At 63.2% G+C, this 16,380-nt stretch carries 16 protein-coding genes; 11 read left to right on the top strand and 5 right to left on the bottom strand.

All coding sequences use genetic code 11. From position 1 onward, the window contains the following. Window positions 1–55: 55 nt before the first annotated feature. Window positions 56–970 (bottom strand): AEC family transporter, encoded by a 915-nt coding sequence (locus VOI18_RS05695; protein ID WP_323761439.1) that lies wholly within the window; start codon window positions 968–970, stop codon window positions 56–58. Between the two features lie 165 nt (window positions 971–1,135). Further along, window positions 1,136–1,591, bottom strand: a complete 456-nt coding sequence (gene ruvX, locus VOI18_RS05690; protein WP_323761438.1) for a Holliday junction resolvase RuvX — start codon at window positions 1,589–1,591, stop codon at window positions 1,136–1,138. A 101-nt stretch (window positions 1,592–1,692) separates the two neighbouring features. On the opposite strand from ruvX, the gene gatC reads away from it, so the two are divergent. From gatC to VOI18_RS05650, 8 genes are all read left to right on the top strand, one after another. Beyond that, entirely contained in the window at window positions 1,693–1,980 is a 288-nt protein-coding gene (gene gatC / locus VOI18_RS05685) for an Asp-tRNA(Asn)/Glu-tRNA(Gln) amidotransferase subunit GatC (RefSeq protein WP_323761437.1), read from the top strand. 3 nt (window positions 1,981–1,983) lie between these two features. Continuing rightward, window positions 1,984–3,459, top strand: coding sequence for an Asp-tRNA(Asn)/Glu-tRNA(Gln) amidotransferase subunit GatA (gene gatA / locus VOI18_RS05680; RefSeq protein WP_323761436.1), 1,476 nt, complete (start codon window positions 1,984–1,986; stop codon window positions 3,457–3,459). Beyond that, window positions 3,459–3,746, top strand: a complete 288-nt coding sequence (locus VOI18_RS05675; RefSeq protein ID WP_323761435.1) for a hypothetical protein — start codon at window positions 3,459–3,461, stop codon at window positions 3,744–3,746. The genes gatA and VOI18_RS05675 overlap by 1 nt, the downstream gene beginning before the upstream one ends. Continuing rightward, window positions 3,733–4,011: a hypothetical protein gene (locus VOI18_RS05670; RefSeq protein ID WP_323761434.1), complete on the top strand. Its 279-nt coding sequence runs from the start codon at window positions 3,733–3,735 to the stop codon at window positions 4,009–4,011. The genes VOI18_RS05675 and VOI18_RS05670 overlap by 14 nt, the downstream gene beginning before the upstream one ends. Continuing rightward, complete coding sequence (gene gatB / locus VOI18_RS05665) at window positions 4,004–5,497, top strand: Asp-tRNA(Asn)/Glu-tRNA(Gln) amidotransferase subunit GatB (protein WP_323761433.1); 1,494 nt, start codon at window positions 4,004–4,006, stop codon at window positions 5,495–5,497. Before VOI18_RS05670 ends, gatB begins: the two co-directional genes overlap by 8 nt. 606 nt (window positions 5,498–6,103) lie before the next feature. Beyond that, window positions 6,104–6,442 carry an endonuclease domain-containing protein gene (locus tag VOI18_RS05660; protein ID WP_416374866.1) on the top strand — a complete coding sequence of 113 codons (339 nt, stop codon included), beginning with the start codon at window positions 6,104–6,106 and terminating at the stop codon, window positions 6,440–6,442. A 141-nt stretch (window positions 6,443–6,583) separates the two neighbouring features. Further along, on the top strand, window positions 6,584–7,015 hold the full coding sequence (locus VOI18_RS05655) for a hypothetical protein (RefSeq protein WP_323761431.1): 432 nt from the start codon (window positions 6,584–6,586) through the stop codon (window positions 7,013–7,015). An 80-nt stretch (window positions 7,016–7,095) separates the two neighbouring features. Then, the gene (locus tag VOI18_RS05650; RefSeq protein ID WP_323761430.1) at window positions 7,096–8,469 is read left to right on the top strand and encodes a mechanosensitive ion channel family protein; all 1,374 of its coding nucleotides are present in this window, start codon (window positions 7,096–7,098) and stop codon (window positions 8,467–8,469) included. A 37-nt stretch (window positions 8,470–8,506) separates the two neighbouring features. Here the strand turns inward: VOI18_RS05650 and VOI18_RS05645 are convergent, their stop codons facing one another. Continuing rightward, complete coding sequence (locus tag VOI18_RS05645) at window positions 8,507–9,460, bottom strand: isopenicillin N synthase family dioxygenase (protein ID WP_323761429.1); 954 nt, start codon at window positions 9,458–9,460, stop codon at window positions 8,507–8,509. A 204-nt stretch (window positions 9,461–9,664) separates the two neighbouring features. Here VOI18_RS05645 and VOI18_RS05640 point away from each other — a divergent pair, with 204 nt between their 5' ends. The 3 genes from VOI18_RS05640 (at window position 9,665) to aspS (ending at window position 14,284) form a co-directional block, all read left to right on the top strand. Beyond that, window positions 9,665–11,236 (top strand): hypothetical protein, encoded by a 1,572-nt coding sequence (locus VOI18_RS05640; protein WP_323761428.1) that lies wholly within the window; start codon window positions 9,665–9,667, stop codon window positions 11,234–11,236. 164 nt (window positions 11,237–11,400) lie between these two features. Further along, window positions 11,401–11,673, top strand: a complete 273-nt coding sequence (locus tag VOI18_RS05635) for a hypothetical protein (RefSeq protein ID WP_323761427.1) — start codon at window positions 11,401–11,403, stop codon at window positions 11,671–11,673. A gap of 793 nt (window positions 11,674–12,466) precedes the next feature. Next, a complete protein-coding gene (gene aspS, locus VOI18_RS05630; RefSeq protein ID WP_323761426.1) occupies window positions 12,467–14,284 on the top strand; it encodes an aspartate--tRNA ligase in 1,818 nt (605 codons plus the stop codon). Between the two features lie 89 nt (window positions 14,285–14,373). On the opposite strand, the gene VOI18_RS05625 is transcribed toward aspS, so the two are convergent. Continuing rightward, complete coding sequence (locus tag VOI18_RS05625) at window positions 14,374–15,720, bottom strand: pentapeptide repeat-containing protein (RefSeq protein WP_323761425.1); 1,347 nt, start codon at window positions 15,718–15,720, stop codon at window positions 14,374–14,376. A 123-nt stretch (window positions 15,721–15,843) separates the two neighbouring features. Beyond that, the gene (locus VOI18_RS05620) at window positions 15,844–16,332 is read right to left on the bottom strand and encodes a pentapeptide repeat-containing protein (protein WP_323761424.1); all 489 of its coding nucleotides are present in this window, start codon (window positions 16,330–16,332) and stop codon (window positions 15,844–15,846) included. Window positions 16,333–16,380: the final 48 nt, after the last annotated feature.

Raw genomic sequence — 16,380 nt, 5'->3', positions numbered from 1 at the left:
CGGATTGAATCATGGATGTTTCGTGTGCCGTCTATGGATGCACGCTAACCGGTGATTATCCCAACAACCAGAGCCAGAACGGTATCGTGATGAAGCAGAACAGCGCGCTCGCCGTGATGTCACCGGCGGAATAGGGCGCATCGCCGCCCAGTTGCTGCGCCAGCACATAGGCCGACGCCGCACCCGGTGAGGCACCGGTGAGGAGCAGGACGGTCAGGGGAATGCCGTCAATGCCGAAGGCGCGGCCGATGCCGTAGAAGACCAGCGGGCCGATCATCAGCTTGACGAAGACCGACAGGCCGAGCAGGCGTGGCCGGGCCCGCATGGCGGTGAAGTTCAGTCCCGCGCCGACCGCCAGCAGGATCAGCGGCAGCGCCGCCTGACCGGTCAGCGCAATGGTGTCGGCCAGCATCGTCGGAACCGGAATGTTGGCCAGGTTGACCAAACCACCGGCAGCCGAGCCGAGGATCAGCGGATTGGTCAGAATGCGGTAGAGGATGGAGCGCCACTGCGGCGCTGCGCCGGTGCCCCAAACCGACAGGACGGCGACGCATTCCATATTCACCAACGGGATCGAGGCGACCATCACCAGGGCCACCAGAACCTCGCCCTCGGCCCCGAACAGGGCGATGGCGATGGCGAGGATCAGCAGGCCATTCCAGCGACTGGTTGCCTGGAACAGCGAGGTGAAGGTCGGGTCGGGAACGCGCAGCACCGGCTTCAATGCCAGTGTCAGCGCCGCCATGGCGACAAACCCCAGCATCGCCGCGGCCATGAAACCGCCGAGCTCGATCTCGGACAGGTCGGCAAAGGCGATCGAGGAAAACAGGAGGGCCGGGGACAGCCCCAGATAGGCCAGCCGCGAAATCGGCCCCCAGCTCGTTTCCGGCAACAGGTTGGAGCGTCGCAATACCCATCCGAGAAAGATCACGCCGAAGACCGGCACGAGGGCGGAGATGATGGGGTTCATGCGGGACAGCCTCGCGTCGTCAAAAAGGTCAGCCGCTGTTTTCCCTCTCCCCGGGGAGAGGGATCAAGGGTGAGGGGGAAAGCCCGGCTGTTGTCGGGTTTCGCACCGAACCCCCTCATCCCCCCTGCGGGGACCTTCTCCCAAGGGAGAAGGAAGATGGGGGCTCTACTCACCCAGCATCTCCAGACGGTCCAGCGCGCTTTGCAATATGTTGGCGGCGGCGTGGGCGTCGATGATGTCCTTGCGCTTGTCGCGGCGGACACCGGCCGAGATCAGCTTCTCCTCGGCCTCGAAGGTCGAGAGGCGTTCGTCCTGGAAGACGATGGGCAGATCGCGCAGCCGGATCAGATTGCGGGCCATGGCGCGCACCGACTGCACGCGCGGGCCCTCCGAGCCGTCCATGTTGACCGGCAGGCCCATCACGATGGCGACGGCCTTGCGCTCGTCCAGCAGGGCGAAAATGCGCTCTGCATCGAAGGTGAACTTGGTCCGCTTGATGGTTTCCACCGGTGTCGACAGGCCGCGTGACGCGCCGCAGGCGGCCACGCCGATGGTTTTGCTCCCTGGATCAAGGGCGATCAGGGGGCCATCGGGCAGGTCTTCCAGGGTCACAATCGGCATGATGGCGGGATGCGCTTTGCACGCGCGACCGTCAAGCTTTCTTGCACCTGCGAAAGGCGATTGCTACTCAGTCGGTCAAGACCAATCGGAGTGATTTCCCCATGTCCGTCACCGCTGATGATGTGCGCCGCATTGCGCGCCTCGCCCGCATCGCCGAACCGACCGATCGTATCGACACGCTGGTCGGCGAGCTCAATGGCATATTGAACTGGATCGAACAGCTCAATGAAGTGGATGTCGACGGCGTTGAGCCGATGACCACGCCGGTGAAATTCCCGCTGCCGCAGCGCGTGGACGAGGTCACCGACGGCAATTGCCGCGACAAGGTGCTGGCCAACGCTCCCAGCTCCGACGAAGGCTTCTTCGTTGTCCCGAAATCGGTGGAGTAGGTCATGAGCGAGCTTTTCAAACTCACCCTGTCCGACATCACCGCCAAGCTGAAGGCGCGCGAGGTCTCTGCTGTGGAACTGGCGACCGAGGGCCTGGCCCTGTGCGAAGCGGCGCAGCCCAAGCTGAACGCCTTCACGGCCTTTGATGCCGACAAGACGCTGGCCATGGCGAAAGCCTCGGACGAGAAACTCGCCAAGGGCGAGGGTGGTCTGATCGAGGGCGCGCCGCTGGCGATCAAGGATTTGTTCGCGGTTGAAGGCGTCGAGACGGCGGCCTCCTCGAACATTCTCAAGGGCTTCAAGCCGACTTACGAGTCGAGCGTCACCGCCAAGCTGTGGGACAATGGCGGCGTCTTCCTGTGCAAGACCTCGATGGACGAGTTCGCCATGGGCTCGTCGAACGAGACCGCCAATACCGGCCCGGTCAACAATCCCTGGAAGGGTCCGAACGGCGAAATGCTGACGCCGGGTGGCTCCTCGGGCGGCTCGGCCGCGGCTGTGGCGGCCGATCTGTGCTTTGGCTCGACCGGCACCGATACCGGCGGGTCGATCCGGCAGCCGGCGGCCTTTACCGGCACGGTCGGGGTGAAAGCCACCTATGGCCGCACCTCGCGCTGGGGCGCGGTGGCCTTTGCCTCCTCGCTTGATCATCCGGGTCCCTTTGCCAAGACGGTAAAGGATTCGGCGCTGATGCTGCAGGCCATGTCGGGGCATGATCCCAAGGATTCGACGTCCTTGCCGAACGAGCTCCCGGATTTCGTCGCGGCGGTCGGTCAGTCGGTGAAGGGTTTGCGCATCGGCGTTCCCAAGGAGTACCGGGTCGACGGCATGCCGGGCGAGATTGATGAGGTTTGGCAAAAGGGCATTGACTGGCTCAAGGCGGCTGGCTGCGAGATCGTCGACATCTCCCTGCCACACACCAAATACGCCCTGCCGGCCTATTACATCGTCGCGCCGGCCGAGGCCTCCTCCAATCTCGCCCGCTATGACGGCATGCGCTATGGCAATCGCGTCGAGGGGACAAACCTCAATGCGACCTATGAAAACACGCGCGGTGCCGGTTTCGGCCATGAGGTCCAGCGCCGCATCATGATCGGCACTTATGTGCTCTCGGCCGGTTATTACGACGCCTATTATCTGCGCGCCCAGAAAGTGCGCACTCGCATCCTTCAGGACTTCGAACAGGCGTTCGAAAAGGTCGATGCCGTGCTGACGCCGTCGGCGCCGTCGGCGGCTTTCGAGCTGGGGTCCAAGTCGGACGATCCGATTGCGATGTATCTCAATGATGTCTTCACCGTCACCGCCAATCTGGCCGGTCTGCCGGCCATGTCGGTGCCGGCTGGTGTCGACAAGGACGGCCTGCCGCTGGGGCTGCAGATCATCACCCCGGCGCTGGACGAGGAAACCATGTTCAAGGTCGGCGCGGCGATCGAGGATTCGGCCGGCTTCGTCGCCAAGCCGGACAATTGGTGGTCTTGATGAGCACGCCTGAAACCCCGCAGCCGACCCCAACTCCGACCCCGGAAACTCCCAGGAAGCCGCAGCGTGGCTTCATGATCATGATGGCGGTGCTCGGTCTCGCCTTCGGCCTGCCGACAGTCTATTCCGGCGGCGTGATGGTGGGCGGCGCGTTCGGGTCGGGAGAATTTCCGTCGATCGGGTTTCTGGTCCAGCTGGGCTTCGGGCTGGCGCTGACCGGCTTCGGCCTGGCGGCGCTCTGGGCTGTCATCCTGTCCTTCACGGAGCGCGGCAATGGCGACAGCTGAACCCGCCCATCCGGCCATGAAGCTGGCGCGACCCAGCCTGCTGGTCGGCGCGCTGCTGCTGCTGGCCGGGGCGGTGGTGTTTCGCGGTGTGATCGAGCTGGAGCCGCGCAATCTGTGGACGGTCCTGCTGGTGACGCCGGGGATCGGCTTTTTGTTTTTCGGCCTGACCGTCGCCATGGCGGGCCGGGTCCTGGTTGCGGCGATGAACACGCCGGAAGACGAACGTCCCACTTGGGATGACGACGAGGAAGATCGAGATGAGTGATCACAGCTACATCCTGCCGGGCGCGACCGGTGACTGGGAAGTCGTCATGGGCCTGGAGATCCACGCGCAGGTGGTCTCCAACGCCAAGCTCTTCTCCGGCGCGGCGACGGCGTTTGGCGCGGCGCCCAACACCCAGGTCTCGTTGGTCGACGCGGCGATGCCGGGCATGCTGCCGGTGATCAATGCCCATGTCGTCGAACAGGCGGTGAAGACGGGTCTGGGTCTCAATGCGCAGATCAATCTGATGTCGCGCTTTGATCGCAAGAATTACTTCTATCCCGACCTGCCGCAGGGCTATCAGATCAGCCAGTTCCAGTTTCCGATTGTCGGCGAAGGCGAGATCGAGTGCGAGCGTGATGACGGCTCGCGTTTCACCGTCGGTATCGAGCGCCTGCACCTGGAACAGGACGCCGGCAAGTCGATCCATGATCTCGATCCCAATTCGACCTATGTCGACCTCAACCGGTCCGGCGTCGCGTTGATGGAAATCGTCTCGCGCCCGCATATCCGCTCGCCCGAAGAGGCCTCGGCCTATGTCGCCAAGCTACGCACCATCCTGCGCTATCTCGGCACGTGTGGCGGCGACATGGAGAAGGGTCAGCTGCGCGCCGATGTGAACGTCTCGGTCTGCAAGCCGGGCCAGTATGAGAAATTTCGCGAGACCGGTGATTTCTCGCATCTGGGCACGCGTTGCGAGATCAAGAACGTCAACTCGCTGCGCTTCATCCGCCAGGCCATCGAATATGAGGCCAAGCGCCAGATCGACATCATCGAGGAGGGCGGCAAGATCGACCAGGAAACGCGCCTGTTCGACTCCAATACCGGTGTGACCCGGTCCATGCGCTCCAAGGAAGAAGCGCATGATTACCGCTACTTCCCCGACCCTGATCTTCTGCCGCTCGAGCTGGAACAGTCTTTCGTCGACGCCATCAAGGCCGGCCTGCCCGAGCTGCCGGACCAGAAACGCGCCCGTCTCGTCTCCGAGCTTGGCCTGTCGGATTATGATGCTGCCGTCCTGTCGGCCGACAAGGATCGCGCCGATTACTACGAGATCGTGGCCGAGGGCCGCGACGCCAAGCTGGCCTCCTCCTGGGTCAATAACGAGCTCTATGGCCGCCTCAACAAGGAAGGCCTCGACATCACCGACAGCCCGGTCTCGGCCGCGCAGCTCGGCGGCCTGATCGCGCTGATCTCCGACGACACCATCTCCGGCAAGATCGCCAAGGATGTGTTCGAGATCCTGTGGAGTGAAGGCGGCGACCCGGCTAAGATCGTCGAGGAAAAGGGCCTCAAACAGGTCACCGACACCGGCGCCATCGAAGCCGTCATCGACCAGCTCATCGCCGACAATCCCGACCAGGCCGCCCAGGTCAAGGACAAGCCCAAGACGATGGGTTGGTTCGTCGGCCAGGTGATGAAAGCCATGCAGGGCAAGGCCAATCCAAAAGCGGTGAACGAGATTTTGCGGAAGAAGTTGCTGGGGTAGGGCGATGAGGCCCGTTAATGTGATTGCAGCGTTTGTGGGCCGGTCACTGGTATGGGTGTTGGCCGTTGTGATTGGCGCTGTCCTCGGGCTGGTCGCGATAGGGGCTGCGCCGGTGTGGGACGCAATTCAAGCGTCTCGTGCGTGCGACTCGGCTTTGGAGCTACGTGCTGCCGGTGATGGCATACAAGTGGTCACCGGCACTGGCTCCGTGACGGATTGGCGCGACGTGATTGAAGCCGCGCGGGATACGCAGGAGCGTTGCGTCTCTGTTCACATGACGGGAAGCGCAACCTTGGGGGATCACATACTGTTGCGAGACGCCGCCGACGCAAATGGCATTCGGTTGAGCATCGAGCGCGAAGACTAGATTGTCGCATTGCCGACACCGGGATATCCCCCTCATCCGCGCTACGCGCACCTTCTCCTCAAGGAGAAGGAAAGTGTGTGAGCTTGGTCACGTGAGGCATCGGGTTTCCCGAGCTAGTCTGGACAACCCCTCTTTCCCTCTCCCGTGGGAGAGGGTGGCCGAAGGCCGGGAGAGGGGGAAATCCCGGAGCTTGCCGGTTGCCGCAATCCGTCCACAAGAACCGCCATCTCGCGCGGACGATGCGAAAAAGCCAGACACCGGCGGAAGCCTGTCTGTGGTCGCGATTGCGCAACCGCAATCTGCTGGGCGTCAAGTTTTGCCGACAAGTCCCCATCGGGCCGTACATCGCCGACTTCGCCTCCCGGGACGCGCGGCTGATCGTCGAGGCTGATGGCGGTCAGCATGGTGAAACCGAAAGTGATGACGCCGAACGGACGGCGTTTCTCGAGCACCGGGGATATCAGGTGCTCCGGTTCTGGAACCACGCGATCCTGACTGATACGGATGCCGTGATGGAGGTCATTGGCGAGGCGGTTCACTATGCCGTGCACCCCGGCAATCCTGATGCAAAGCGGTAATTTTCAGCCTAGGGGGTTTCCTCCTTTATCCGTCGCTTCGCGACACTGTCTCCCAGTGGAGAAGGAAGTTCCGCCGGTTAGTGCTGGCCCCGATCTCCCCAACAATGCTACCTCTTTGAAGTACGGGGGAGAGGCTTTCTCATGATCAAGTTGAACACTTGGCGTTGGTTGATCGGCTTGCTCGTGGCCGTCACGCTGACCGTGCTGGTCAGCCTGTTGGAGCCGGGCTGGGGGAACGCCTTGGACACTATGGCGGGACTGACCGTTTTTCTCGATCAAGTTTTGGCGGCCAACAGTGCGTCGCGAGGGCGGTGCGTCCGGGATCGCGGTTTTTACGTCCGCCGGGCCCTGGTTGGCGGCGGGGCAATGCTGGTACTCGCCTTGTCAGCTGTGTGGCAGCAACAGTGGTCCCTTGGCTCAGTGGGCCTGTCTGGTTTCACCTTAACCGTCAACATCGTAGCCAGTGCCGCTGGCGCGATGATCTCTGCAAAGGTGATTGCACTCGTCTATCCCTTTCGACCGACGAGCTCCGCTGATGCTGATGACGGGGGCATGCGTAAGCGGGCGCCGTAGGCGCTCATCATGCCTGCCCCACGCTAGCCCCGCACCTAACGCTCATGCTACCTCTTTGAAATCAGGAGAGAGACCGCCACATGACCACACCGCAGGATGACAGTGCGCTGGATGAACTTCTGCCGATGGAGGTTCTTGAGGGGCAGGTGCGCGAGATCTGGGGGTGGCTGGTTTCCAGCCTGCTCAATGTCGATGTCGCCCTGCAGCTGGGTCTGGTCCTGGCGGCTTTCATTCCGGCGCTGATTTTCGGGCCGCGCCTGCGCCATGTCGTCGAAGGGCTGACCAAGGGGCGGATCAAGACAGGGCTGGCGCGGCGTCTGCTGACGGCCGCGATTTCCCTGGCGACGCCGCTCGCCCTGGTCGCGGTTCTGGCGGTGATCCGGATCGTGCTGGGCGCGCTCGATCAGCCCTTTGGCCTGATCGATGCGGCGATGAGCCTGATGACGGCCTGGCTGGTCATTCGCGCCGTGACCCTGATCATCCGCTCGCGCTTCTGGTCCAAGGTCGCCTTCTATGTCGCCTGGCCGGTGGCGGCGCTGGATGTCTTCGGACTGCTTGATGATGTCGTGATGCAGTTGCAGGCGCTCGCCATTCCGCTGGGTGAGACCGATGATGGCGAGCCGGTGGACCTGTCCCTGTTCGATGTGCTGCGGACGCTGCTCTATTTCGGCGTGCTGTTCTGGCTCGCCTCGCTGGCCGGCCGCACCGTCAACACGCAGCTGGAGCGGGCCGAGGAAATCTCGCCGGCCTTGCGCGCGCTGATCGCCAAGGTACTCGGCTTTGTCCTGCCGGTGGTCGCCCTGCTGGTGGCCTTGCAGCTGACCGGCTTCAATCTGGCGACCCTGGCCATTTTCTCCGGTGCGGTGGGTATCGGTGTCGGCCTTGGCCTGCAAAAGACGGTGGCCAATTTCGCCGCCGGTTTCACGCTCCTGGCCGACAAGTCGATCAAGCCCGGTGACGCTCTGGAAGTGGATGGCCAGTTCGGCTGGGTGACCGGCATGCAGTCGCGCTATGTCTCCATGCGCACACGCGACGGCACCGAGCATCTGATCCCGAACGAGCATTTCATCGCCAATGGCGTGATCAACTGGTCGAAATCCGACAGGGTCGTGCGCCAGCATGCGCCGTTCGGCGTCTCCTATGACACGCTGGACCTGGAGCGCGTGCAACAGCTTGCCATCGAGGCGGCCAAGACTGTCGAGCGCGTCGTGTCCGACAAGGACCCGGTCTGCAACCTTGTTGAATATGGTGACAGCTCGGTCAATTTCGACCTGCGCTTCTGGATCTGTGATCCCGAGAACGGGCTCTCCAATGTGCGCAGCGAGGTTTATATCGCGCTCTGGAAAAGCTTCCACGAACACGAAGTCGAATTCCCCTATCCGCAGATCGACATCCATGTCCGCGATGTTCCGGCCGGCATGAAGAAGCCCAAGCCGATCGGCGGCGCGGGCTGAGCCGGTCCGGGTTCATCAGGTCGACGACCCGGCTTTCCTATTTCAACAGGCCGATCTCGCGCAGGCGCTGGTTGAGATAGTCATTGGCCCGCATCGGTTCGGGGTATTTGTCCGGATTGTCCGGTCCTGCGCAGCCCGGCAAGGTCTCGATCATGTAGTCGGGACGGTAGTGCAGGAAAAACGGCAGGGAATAGCGTGAGAAGCCGGTGCGGGCGCCGGCCGGATTGATCACGCGGTGCTGGGTCGAGGGCAGGACGTCATTGGTCGACCGGGCCAGCATGTCGCCCATATTGACGACCAGGCATCCGGGCGGCGGGTTCATGTCGATCCATTCGCCGTCGCGCGTCTTGACCTGCAGGCCCGGTTCCTCGGCGCCCAGCAGCAATGTGATGGTGTTGATGTCGCCATGGGCTTCGGCCCGGATCGAGCCACCCGGATCACCGGTTACCGGCGGGTAGTGCAGCAGGCGCATCACCGAATTGCCGTCCTTCACCGTGTCGTCGAAGAAGGTTTCCTCAAGCCCGAGATCCAGCGCGATGGCGCGCAGGACCTGGGTGCCGAGCTGGTCGAAAGCGTCGTAGAGCCCGTGCACGGGCTCGCGCCAGCCCTCTACTTCGGCCGGAACGAGATTGGGCGCCATGTCGGCTTCATACTTGTGGCCGGCCGGCAGGTCGCGCCCGACATGCCAGAATTCCTTCAGGTCGACATGCTTGGCGTCCTTGGCGATCTCCTGGCCGAAGGGCGTGTAGCCGCGGGCACCGCCACCGCCGTCGACGAGATATTTCATCTTTGTCGCCTCGGGCAGGGCAAAGAAGTCAGCCGCCCGGTCATAGGCCGCCTCGATCAGGGCCGGGTCGAGGCCGTGATCCGAAATGGCGGCGAAACCGAATTCCCGGAAACTGCGACCCAGCTCGGCGGCAAAGCGGGCCTTGTCGGTCCGCGCCAGTGCCATCGAGACGGGCGGGAAGCGGGAAAGGGTATCGGACGGCATGGTGCGGGCTCCTGATGGCGGTCTGAAGGAGATAAGCCGCACGACGGTGCGTGCCAACACCCCTTTCATTGGCCAACCCCCATTTATGGCAACCAGGTGATCCGGCAGGAGGATAGCTGGCGAGGGTTTTCTCGCGCCTCACGCGCATCTGGTTGCAAGCGCGTTTTTGCCTGCCATAACTGATATCGGGATCAGGGGGGCATCATGACGGATATCGTCGATGCTGGTGACACGACCAAGCCGGGCGCGGACGCCTGGCAGCGGGCCGGTTTGACCCGGCGCGAAGCGATCCGGCGCGAGCGCGTCGAGCGCTGGCGCGGTGAAACCCAGTCGCCCTGGGAGGCGGGGGCGGTCGGGCTCACGCTGTGGCTGCTCTGGCGAGCGGTGTTCAAGGGATTGCAGCCACTGTGGTTGATCGGGTCACTGGTCGTGGCCGCTTGGTTCGCGGTGCAGGGGCTGGCGCAGACCGGCGGCCTGGCCGGTCATGTCGCTGCGCAACCCGGCGAGCGCGAGCGCCTGTCCGCCCTGGTACACGCCGCGGTTCCGCCCGGCGAGGACGCCCGCGACATCTGGCTGTCCCGCCTGGAGGAGGCGCTGCGCGGTGATCGGCGCCGACGGGCGGACATGGACCGTTTCCGCAGCTGGGCCGCCCTGGGACCAGACCTGATCGGCCGTGACCGGCTGGCGCTCGACTTGCTGGCGGGCGCTGCCGGGCCGCGGGCGCTGGATGCCGAGCTGCGGGCCGGGCCGGCCTGGCAGAGACGGGCCAGGCTTGACGCTGCCTTCGATGGGGAGATGGCCCGCGGTGCAGCGCTCGGGCTGTCGCCTCCGGCGCTGATTTTCGCGCCCGACACCGTGCGGCAAAGCCAGGCCGGGCGGCAATTTGCCTGGGCCATTGCCAACACCAGCGCCGACGGTTTCTTCCGGGGTGCCTACCGGGGCCAGTTCGAGATGCGGTCGGTCCCGGGCCTGGTCGCTTTCGGTGCCGGCGATACGCGCCTTTATGGCGGCGTGCGGCATCTGGTCATCCAGATATGCGCCGACCCGCGGACCCGCCTGGACGGTTGCGACAGCGCCATCATTCCGCCGGCGCCCGTCGATGATCTGGCCCTGGCCCTGGCCGCGGTGGAATCGGGACTGGTGAATCTGCCGGGGCGAGACCGGGCGATGGCCTCCGGGGCTGAAATCCTGATCGCCGCGCGGCGGGCCGGGCGGTTGCACCCGCAGTTGGAGGCGTGGTTGGCTGCCGAGCTCGCGGGACTTCTGCCCGGCGGGCAGATCGGCGAGGCTTTCGCCGGGGCGATGATCCGGCCCGATATCGCCTTCGCGGCCCCGTCCCGGGCCGAGCCAATGATCGAGGCGCGGATCGATGCGAGCGCCTCTGCGGGCGCGGTCGGGGTCGCCACGGTCCTTCAGTCCGTCGCCCGTCTGAGGCGTCAGACGTCCAGCTTCGAGGTCATTCGCCTGATGAGCGAGGCTGGTTCTCCGGACCGCCTGGCCGACCTGCAGCGCGTGGCCGAGTTGGCCGGCCCGGCTACACTTGCAGTAATGGAATGGCTGGGTGAGGACGCGGTTTCCGCATTGCAACCCTTGCCGCCAAGACAGCAGGCCGAGCCGCACATCCAGCAGGCGCTGGTCCTGGCCCTGGCGTCGGCTGCCTTGGTCTTGCTGCTCACGCTGATCCGCCTGATGACGCCGGATCGATTGCGCCGGGCAAGCCGGGCAAGTCTTACCGATGCGTGGATATCGCGTTTACTACTCGGTAGGAAAATCTAATTGATTTCAAGACTTAAGGCGAATTTTTTCTGTCAGGCCTTAACTTTAATGCAAGCCTCTTTGCGCACTATCCTCCGTGTTCGAAGGCATTCGGACTGGATGGTGGTCGCGGGTCACAGGTCAAAAAGACAGGACCCGCCAGTGTAGAGTAAGGGGAAAGACCCATGGCGTTCACGGACGTAGAAACGGCCCAAGCGCATCAAGCGGCATTTGCTGACCCGACGGGTGAGGATCTGTGCAAGCTTGGTATCTTGTATTCAACCGGCCAGGGCGGCGAGATCGACTATGTCGAAGCGCACAAATGGTTCAACCTGGCAGCCCTGATGGGCTCGGAACCGGCCAAATACTACCGCGCCGAAATTTCCGACCAGATGTCGACCATTGAAGTGGCCAGCGCCCAACGCGCCGCCCGTGAATGGCTGTCGACGCGCCACTAGGCGAATCCGACTGACATGATGACAGCCGGCGGATGGGGGCATCTGCCGGCTCCAGGACCAACGTGCCCGCCAATCCGGATGGATGGCGGGCACGTTTGTGTTTGCGCATCAATCCGCGCTGTTCCAGCTATCGCGGTTCCGGGAAGCACCTGACCGCACGTTTTCTCGCTTCTCCCTGGTCAGGCAGAGGCAGTTATCCCCGCTCTGCACCACTTTCCTTCTCCCTAGGGAGAAGGTGCGCGTAGCGCGGATGAGGGGGATTCCTCCTGCTGGAACCGGGATTTACCCCTCACCCTGACCCTCTCCCAAGGGAGAGGGAAAGTGGCTTGAACCAAAAAACTTGTCCTCCCCCTTTTCGCCCATCGCATAATCGCTTCCGTTCCCAGGCCATCTTGAGGCCCGGACCGGTTATCCGGGGGTTTGGGGATAGCGGAGCGCATCCGGTTTGGTGGGGCTGACCACCATCAGACCCGGTGCGGCCGCCGGCAGGACTCGCGGCACAACGATTGACCGCCCTGATCCCGTCGGCTTCGATTCGGGGGCTTGAAGGCAACCCGGGAAATCTTCGCGTGCGGGATGTCTGTCGTGGCTACCGTTATTAAAATCAGCGCTTTATCGGCTCCGGCCGGTATCCCGCACACCCTCTTTCCCCAAAACGCCAGGCGGTGACGCCGTGGCGCTATCGGTGCTGCCCCGCAACTGCGCCCGGAGCCTCGCTCTCCTTGACATTTCACCCTGCAAACCGGCATGTCGCGACAACCTGTCTAACCCCGTTTTACCGGACGATTTCCCCATGCATGCATACCGCTCCCATACCTGCGCCCAACTGCGCAAGGAACATGTCGGCCAGACGGCCCGGATTTCCGGCTGGATCCATCGCAAGCGCGATCATGGCGGTCTGCTCTTCATCGACCTGCGCGACCATTACGGTCTGACCCAGGTCGTGCTGGAGCCGGAAAGCCCGCACTTTGCCGTGCTGGAACGTCTGCGCGTGGAAAGCGTGATTACGGTGACGGGTGAAGTCATTGCCCGCTCGAACGAGACGGTGAACCCCAATCTGCCAACCGGCGAGATCGAGGTCCGCCTGGCCGATCTGGCGATCCAGTCCGAGGCCGAAGAGCTGCCCCTGCCAGTGTTCGGCGAGCCGGACTGGTCGGAAGAGGTCCGCCTAAAACATCGCTATATCGATCTGCGCCGCGAAAGCCTGCACAAGCGTATCGTACTGCGCTCGAAGATCATCGACAGCATTCGCCGCCGCATGGTCGACGAAAACTTTGTCGAATATCAGACACCGATCCTGACCGCCTCATCGCCGGAAGGCGCGCGGGACTTCCTGGTGCCGTCACGGGTTCACCCTGGCAAGTTCTACGCCCTGCCGCAGGCGCCACAGCAGTTCAAACAATTGATCATGGTCTCCGGCTTCGACCGCTATTTCCAGATCGCACCGTGTTTCCGCGATGAAGACGCCCGTGCCGACCGCGCGCCGGGAGAGTTTTACCAGCTCGACATGGAAATGAGTTTTGCCACCCAGCAGGACGTGTTCGATGTGATCGAGCCGGTCATGAAAGGTCTGTTCGACGAATTTGCCGACGGTCGTACCGTGCCGGACGAACCCTTCGTGCAGATCGCTTACAAGGACGCCATGCGCTGGTACGGCTCGGACAAGCCGGACCTGCGTAACCCGATCAAGATGTCGGATGCGTCCGAAACATTCCGCGATTCCGGTTTCAAGGTCTTTGCGGGCATGCTGGAGCGCAATCCCAAGGTACAGGTCTGGGCGATCCCGGCCAAAACCGGCGGCAGCCGCAAATTCTGCGACCGGATGAATTCCTGGGCCCAGAAGGAAGGCCAGCCCGGGATGGGCTACATTTTCTGGCGTGAGACCGATGGGGCCATGGAGGCTGCCGGCCCGATCGCCAAGAATATTGGCGAAGAGCGGACCGAAGCCCTGCGCCAGTCGCTGGGCCTTGGCGTTGGAGACGCGGTCTTCTTCGCGGCCGGTGATCCGCGCGAGTTCGCCAGTTTTGCCGGGCGTGCCCGCGATGTGATCGGGGCCGATCTCGACCTTTGCGAGAAAGACACATTCCGCTTCTGCTGGATTGTCGATTTCCCCATGTATGAGTGGGACGAAGACAACAAGAAGATCGACTTCTCGCACAATCCGTTCTCGATGCCGCAGATCGATCCGGATGAGTTCCTCAAGCTCGACGCCGACACTGATGCCGACACGCTGCTGGCGTTGAAAGCCTATCAGTACGACATCGTTTGCAACGGTGTGGAGCTGTCTTCCGGCGCTGTGCGGAACCACCGCCCGGATGTGATGCTGAAGGCCTTCGCCTTTGCCGGCTATGATGCGGCGACGGTCGAGGAGGAGTTCGGCGGCATGCTCAATGCCTTCCGCTATGGTGCCCCGCCGCACGCCGGTATCGCTCCGGGGGTCGACCGCATGATCATGTTGCTGGCCGGTGTCGAGAACCTGCGCGAAGTCGTGATGTTCCCGAAAGACCAACAGGCCCGCGATTTGATGATGAATGCGCCGGCGGAAGTCGAGCTCAAGCAATTGCGCGAGCTGCATATCCGCACTGTCGTGCCGGACGCCAAGAAAGGCTGACGCCAGGTCCTGCAAGGGCCAAGGGCGCAGACCGGATTGAAAAAGCCGACCCTGGAAAGGGTCGGCTTTTTTGTCGGTTGATGCGTCTTTCAGTTATCCTCGGGTGCACCGCTTTGCGGTGGCGCCGGATCGGGGCGTGGCCCAAGCGGCGGGTCGGCCGGAGTTGGTGGCGGCGTCGGAGGGAAGTGGCGGACCTCTTCCTCGTCGACGACCCAGAAAGTATCCGTGTCGGTATTGGGCAGTTCGATGACGAAAGTGCCGTGTTCCGTTTCGATGCGGGCTGTCGCACGTCTGCCCGGGCCGGTCTGAACCCGTGTTTCCTCGCGCAGGGCCTCGCGGGCGGCGGCATTGGCTTCCATCGCATCACGGCGTGCGTCCTCGATGATGCGGCGGCGTTCTTCGCTGACGGCTTGGCGGCGAGTCTCCCGCTGACGCTCGATCCGGCGCAGTTCGCGTTCAGAGCGGGCGATTTCCCGCATGGCCTCATTGGCCGCGGACCGGACCGCATCGCGATCCAGCTCGGTCGCGTGCAACTGCAGTGCGGCTCCGATCTCCGACAGGATCTCGATTCGGGCATTCTCCAGCGCCTGCAATTCGACCAGGTGCTCCACGCGCTCGGAGCCGGAGAAGCGAAGCGCGTATTCGAGCTGGATGTCACTGCCATCATCAACGGGCTGGCTGTCGCAGCCCGGCAGTGCGATATCGTCACCGAGCGCGGTCTGGTCATCGCCACAGGCGCCGGCGAGCGTGGACTTGTTCAGTCCCGAGGGATCGCGGATCTCCGCCCCCGAAAAGTTGGCACCGACCAGGACCGCACCGGTGAAGTCGACATCGCGCAGGTCGGCATTGCGGAAATTGGCGCCCGTCAGGTCAGCATCCTGGAAATTGACATCGCGGCCATTCACCTCGGCGAAGTTTGCCCGGCGCAGTTCGGCGCTTCGAAAGTTCGTCTCGTTCAGATCGGCTCGCAGGAAATTGACCTGGCGCAGGCGGGCATCGGCGAAAAGCGTCTCGTTCAGGGACGAGCCGATGAAAGTCACAAACACCATTTGTGAGCCGGCGAAATCGGTCTCGGTCAAATCGGCGGATGAGAAGTTGACCCGTTCAATGACCGAGTTTGACAAGCTCGCGCCGGACAGGTCGGCGCGCGAGAATGTGACCCCGGTCAAACGTGCGTTGACCATGATGGTGTCGGTGAAATCGGTGTCGTTGAACCGGCTTTCGATCATGGAGACTGAGGGCAGTTCCGACCGGGCGAAACTCGTACCCTCGAAATTGGCGCCGATGAAGACGGCATTGGCCATGTTCTTGTCGGAAAAGTCGCAGCCTTCGCATTCCCCGCCAATCGCCAGGCCACGGCGCGGATGGTCGTCACCCCCGGCGAGGGCAGCGGATGCGACCAGGGCCAGGAGTGCGGCAGCAGAGGCAAATGTCATCAATCTGTTCCGCATGTCCCCACGGATAGGCCAGCGACCCCGGCAAAGCGACTTAAATCCCGGTAACCCGTGAGTATATCCTGTGAGGGACATGTCAGGCTGACCAGCCTGTCCAGCCGCGGATCAGCGGCAGGCGGGAACGCTCAGCCCGGCGGGCAGGCTAGTCGAACTGTCGCCACATGCGCTGGCCAGCTGGGTCTGGGTGAGCCCGCGCGCGCCATCCAGTTCGGCACCGGAAAGCGTTGCGCCTGACAGGTTGGCACCGGTCAGGTCGGCACTACCGAAATGGGCCCCGACAAGATTGGCGTGGCTGAGATCGGCATTGCGGAAATTCGCACCCGTGAAGCGGCCACCGAAGAGATTGGCGACGGACAGGTCGGATCCGTTGAAATTGGCCCGGTTCATGGTCACCAGCGCCAGATTGGCCTGGCGCAAACGCGCGCCGGAAACATTGATGCCGGGCAGGTCGAGATAGGCGAGCTCAGCCTGAAACAGGTTGCAACCGGGGCAGGACTGGCCTGTCTGGACACGCGCGATCTGACCGGCATCCTGGGCCTGGGCCAGTCCGGATGTCGTGAGCAGGGCGGTCAGGGCAAGAATCAGCCGTACCATTGTGGAGCACTCCAAGCGTTGATGTGCCTTGAACTGCAAGGCTTGCGC

Origin of the sequence: Maricaulis sp. (assembly GCF_034670125.1) — a bacterium.
Classification (GTDB): Bacteria; Pseudomonadota; Alphaproteobacteria; order Caulobacterales; family Maricaulaceae; genus Maricaulis.
The sequence above is the reverse complement of the archived record's forward strand: the minus strand, read 5'-3'. Positions and strand labels throughout refer to the sequence as shown.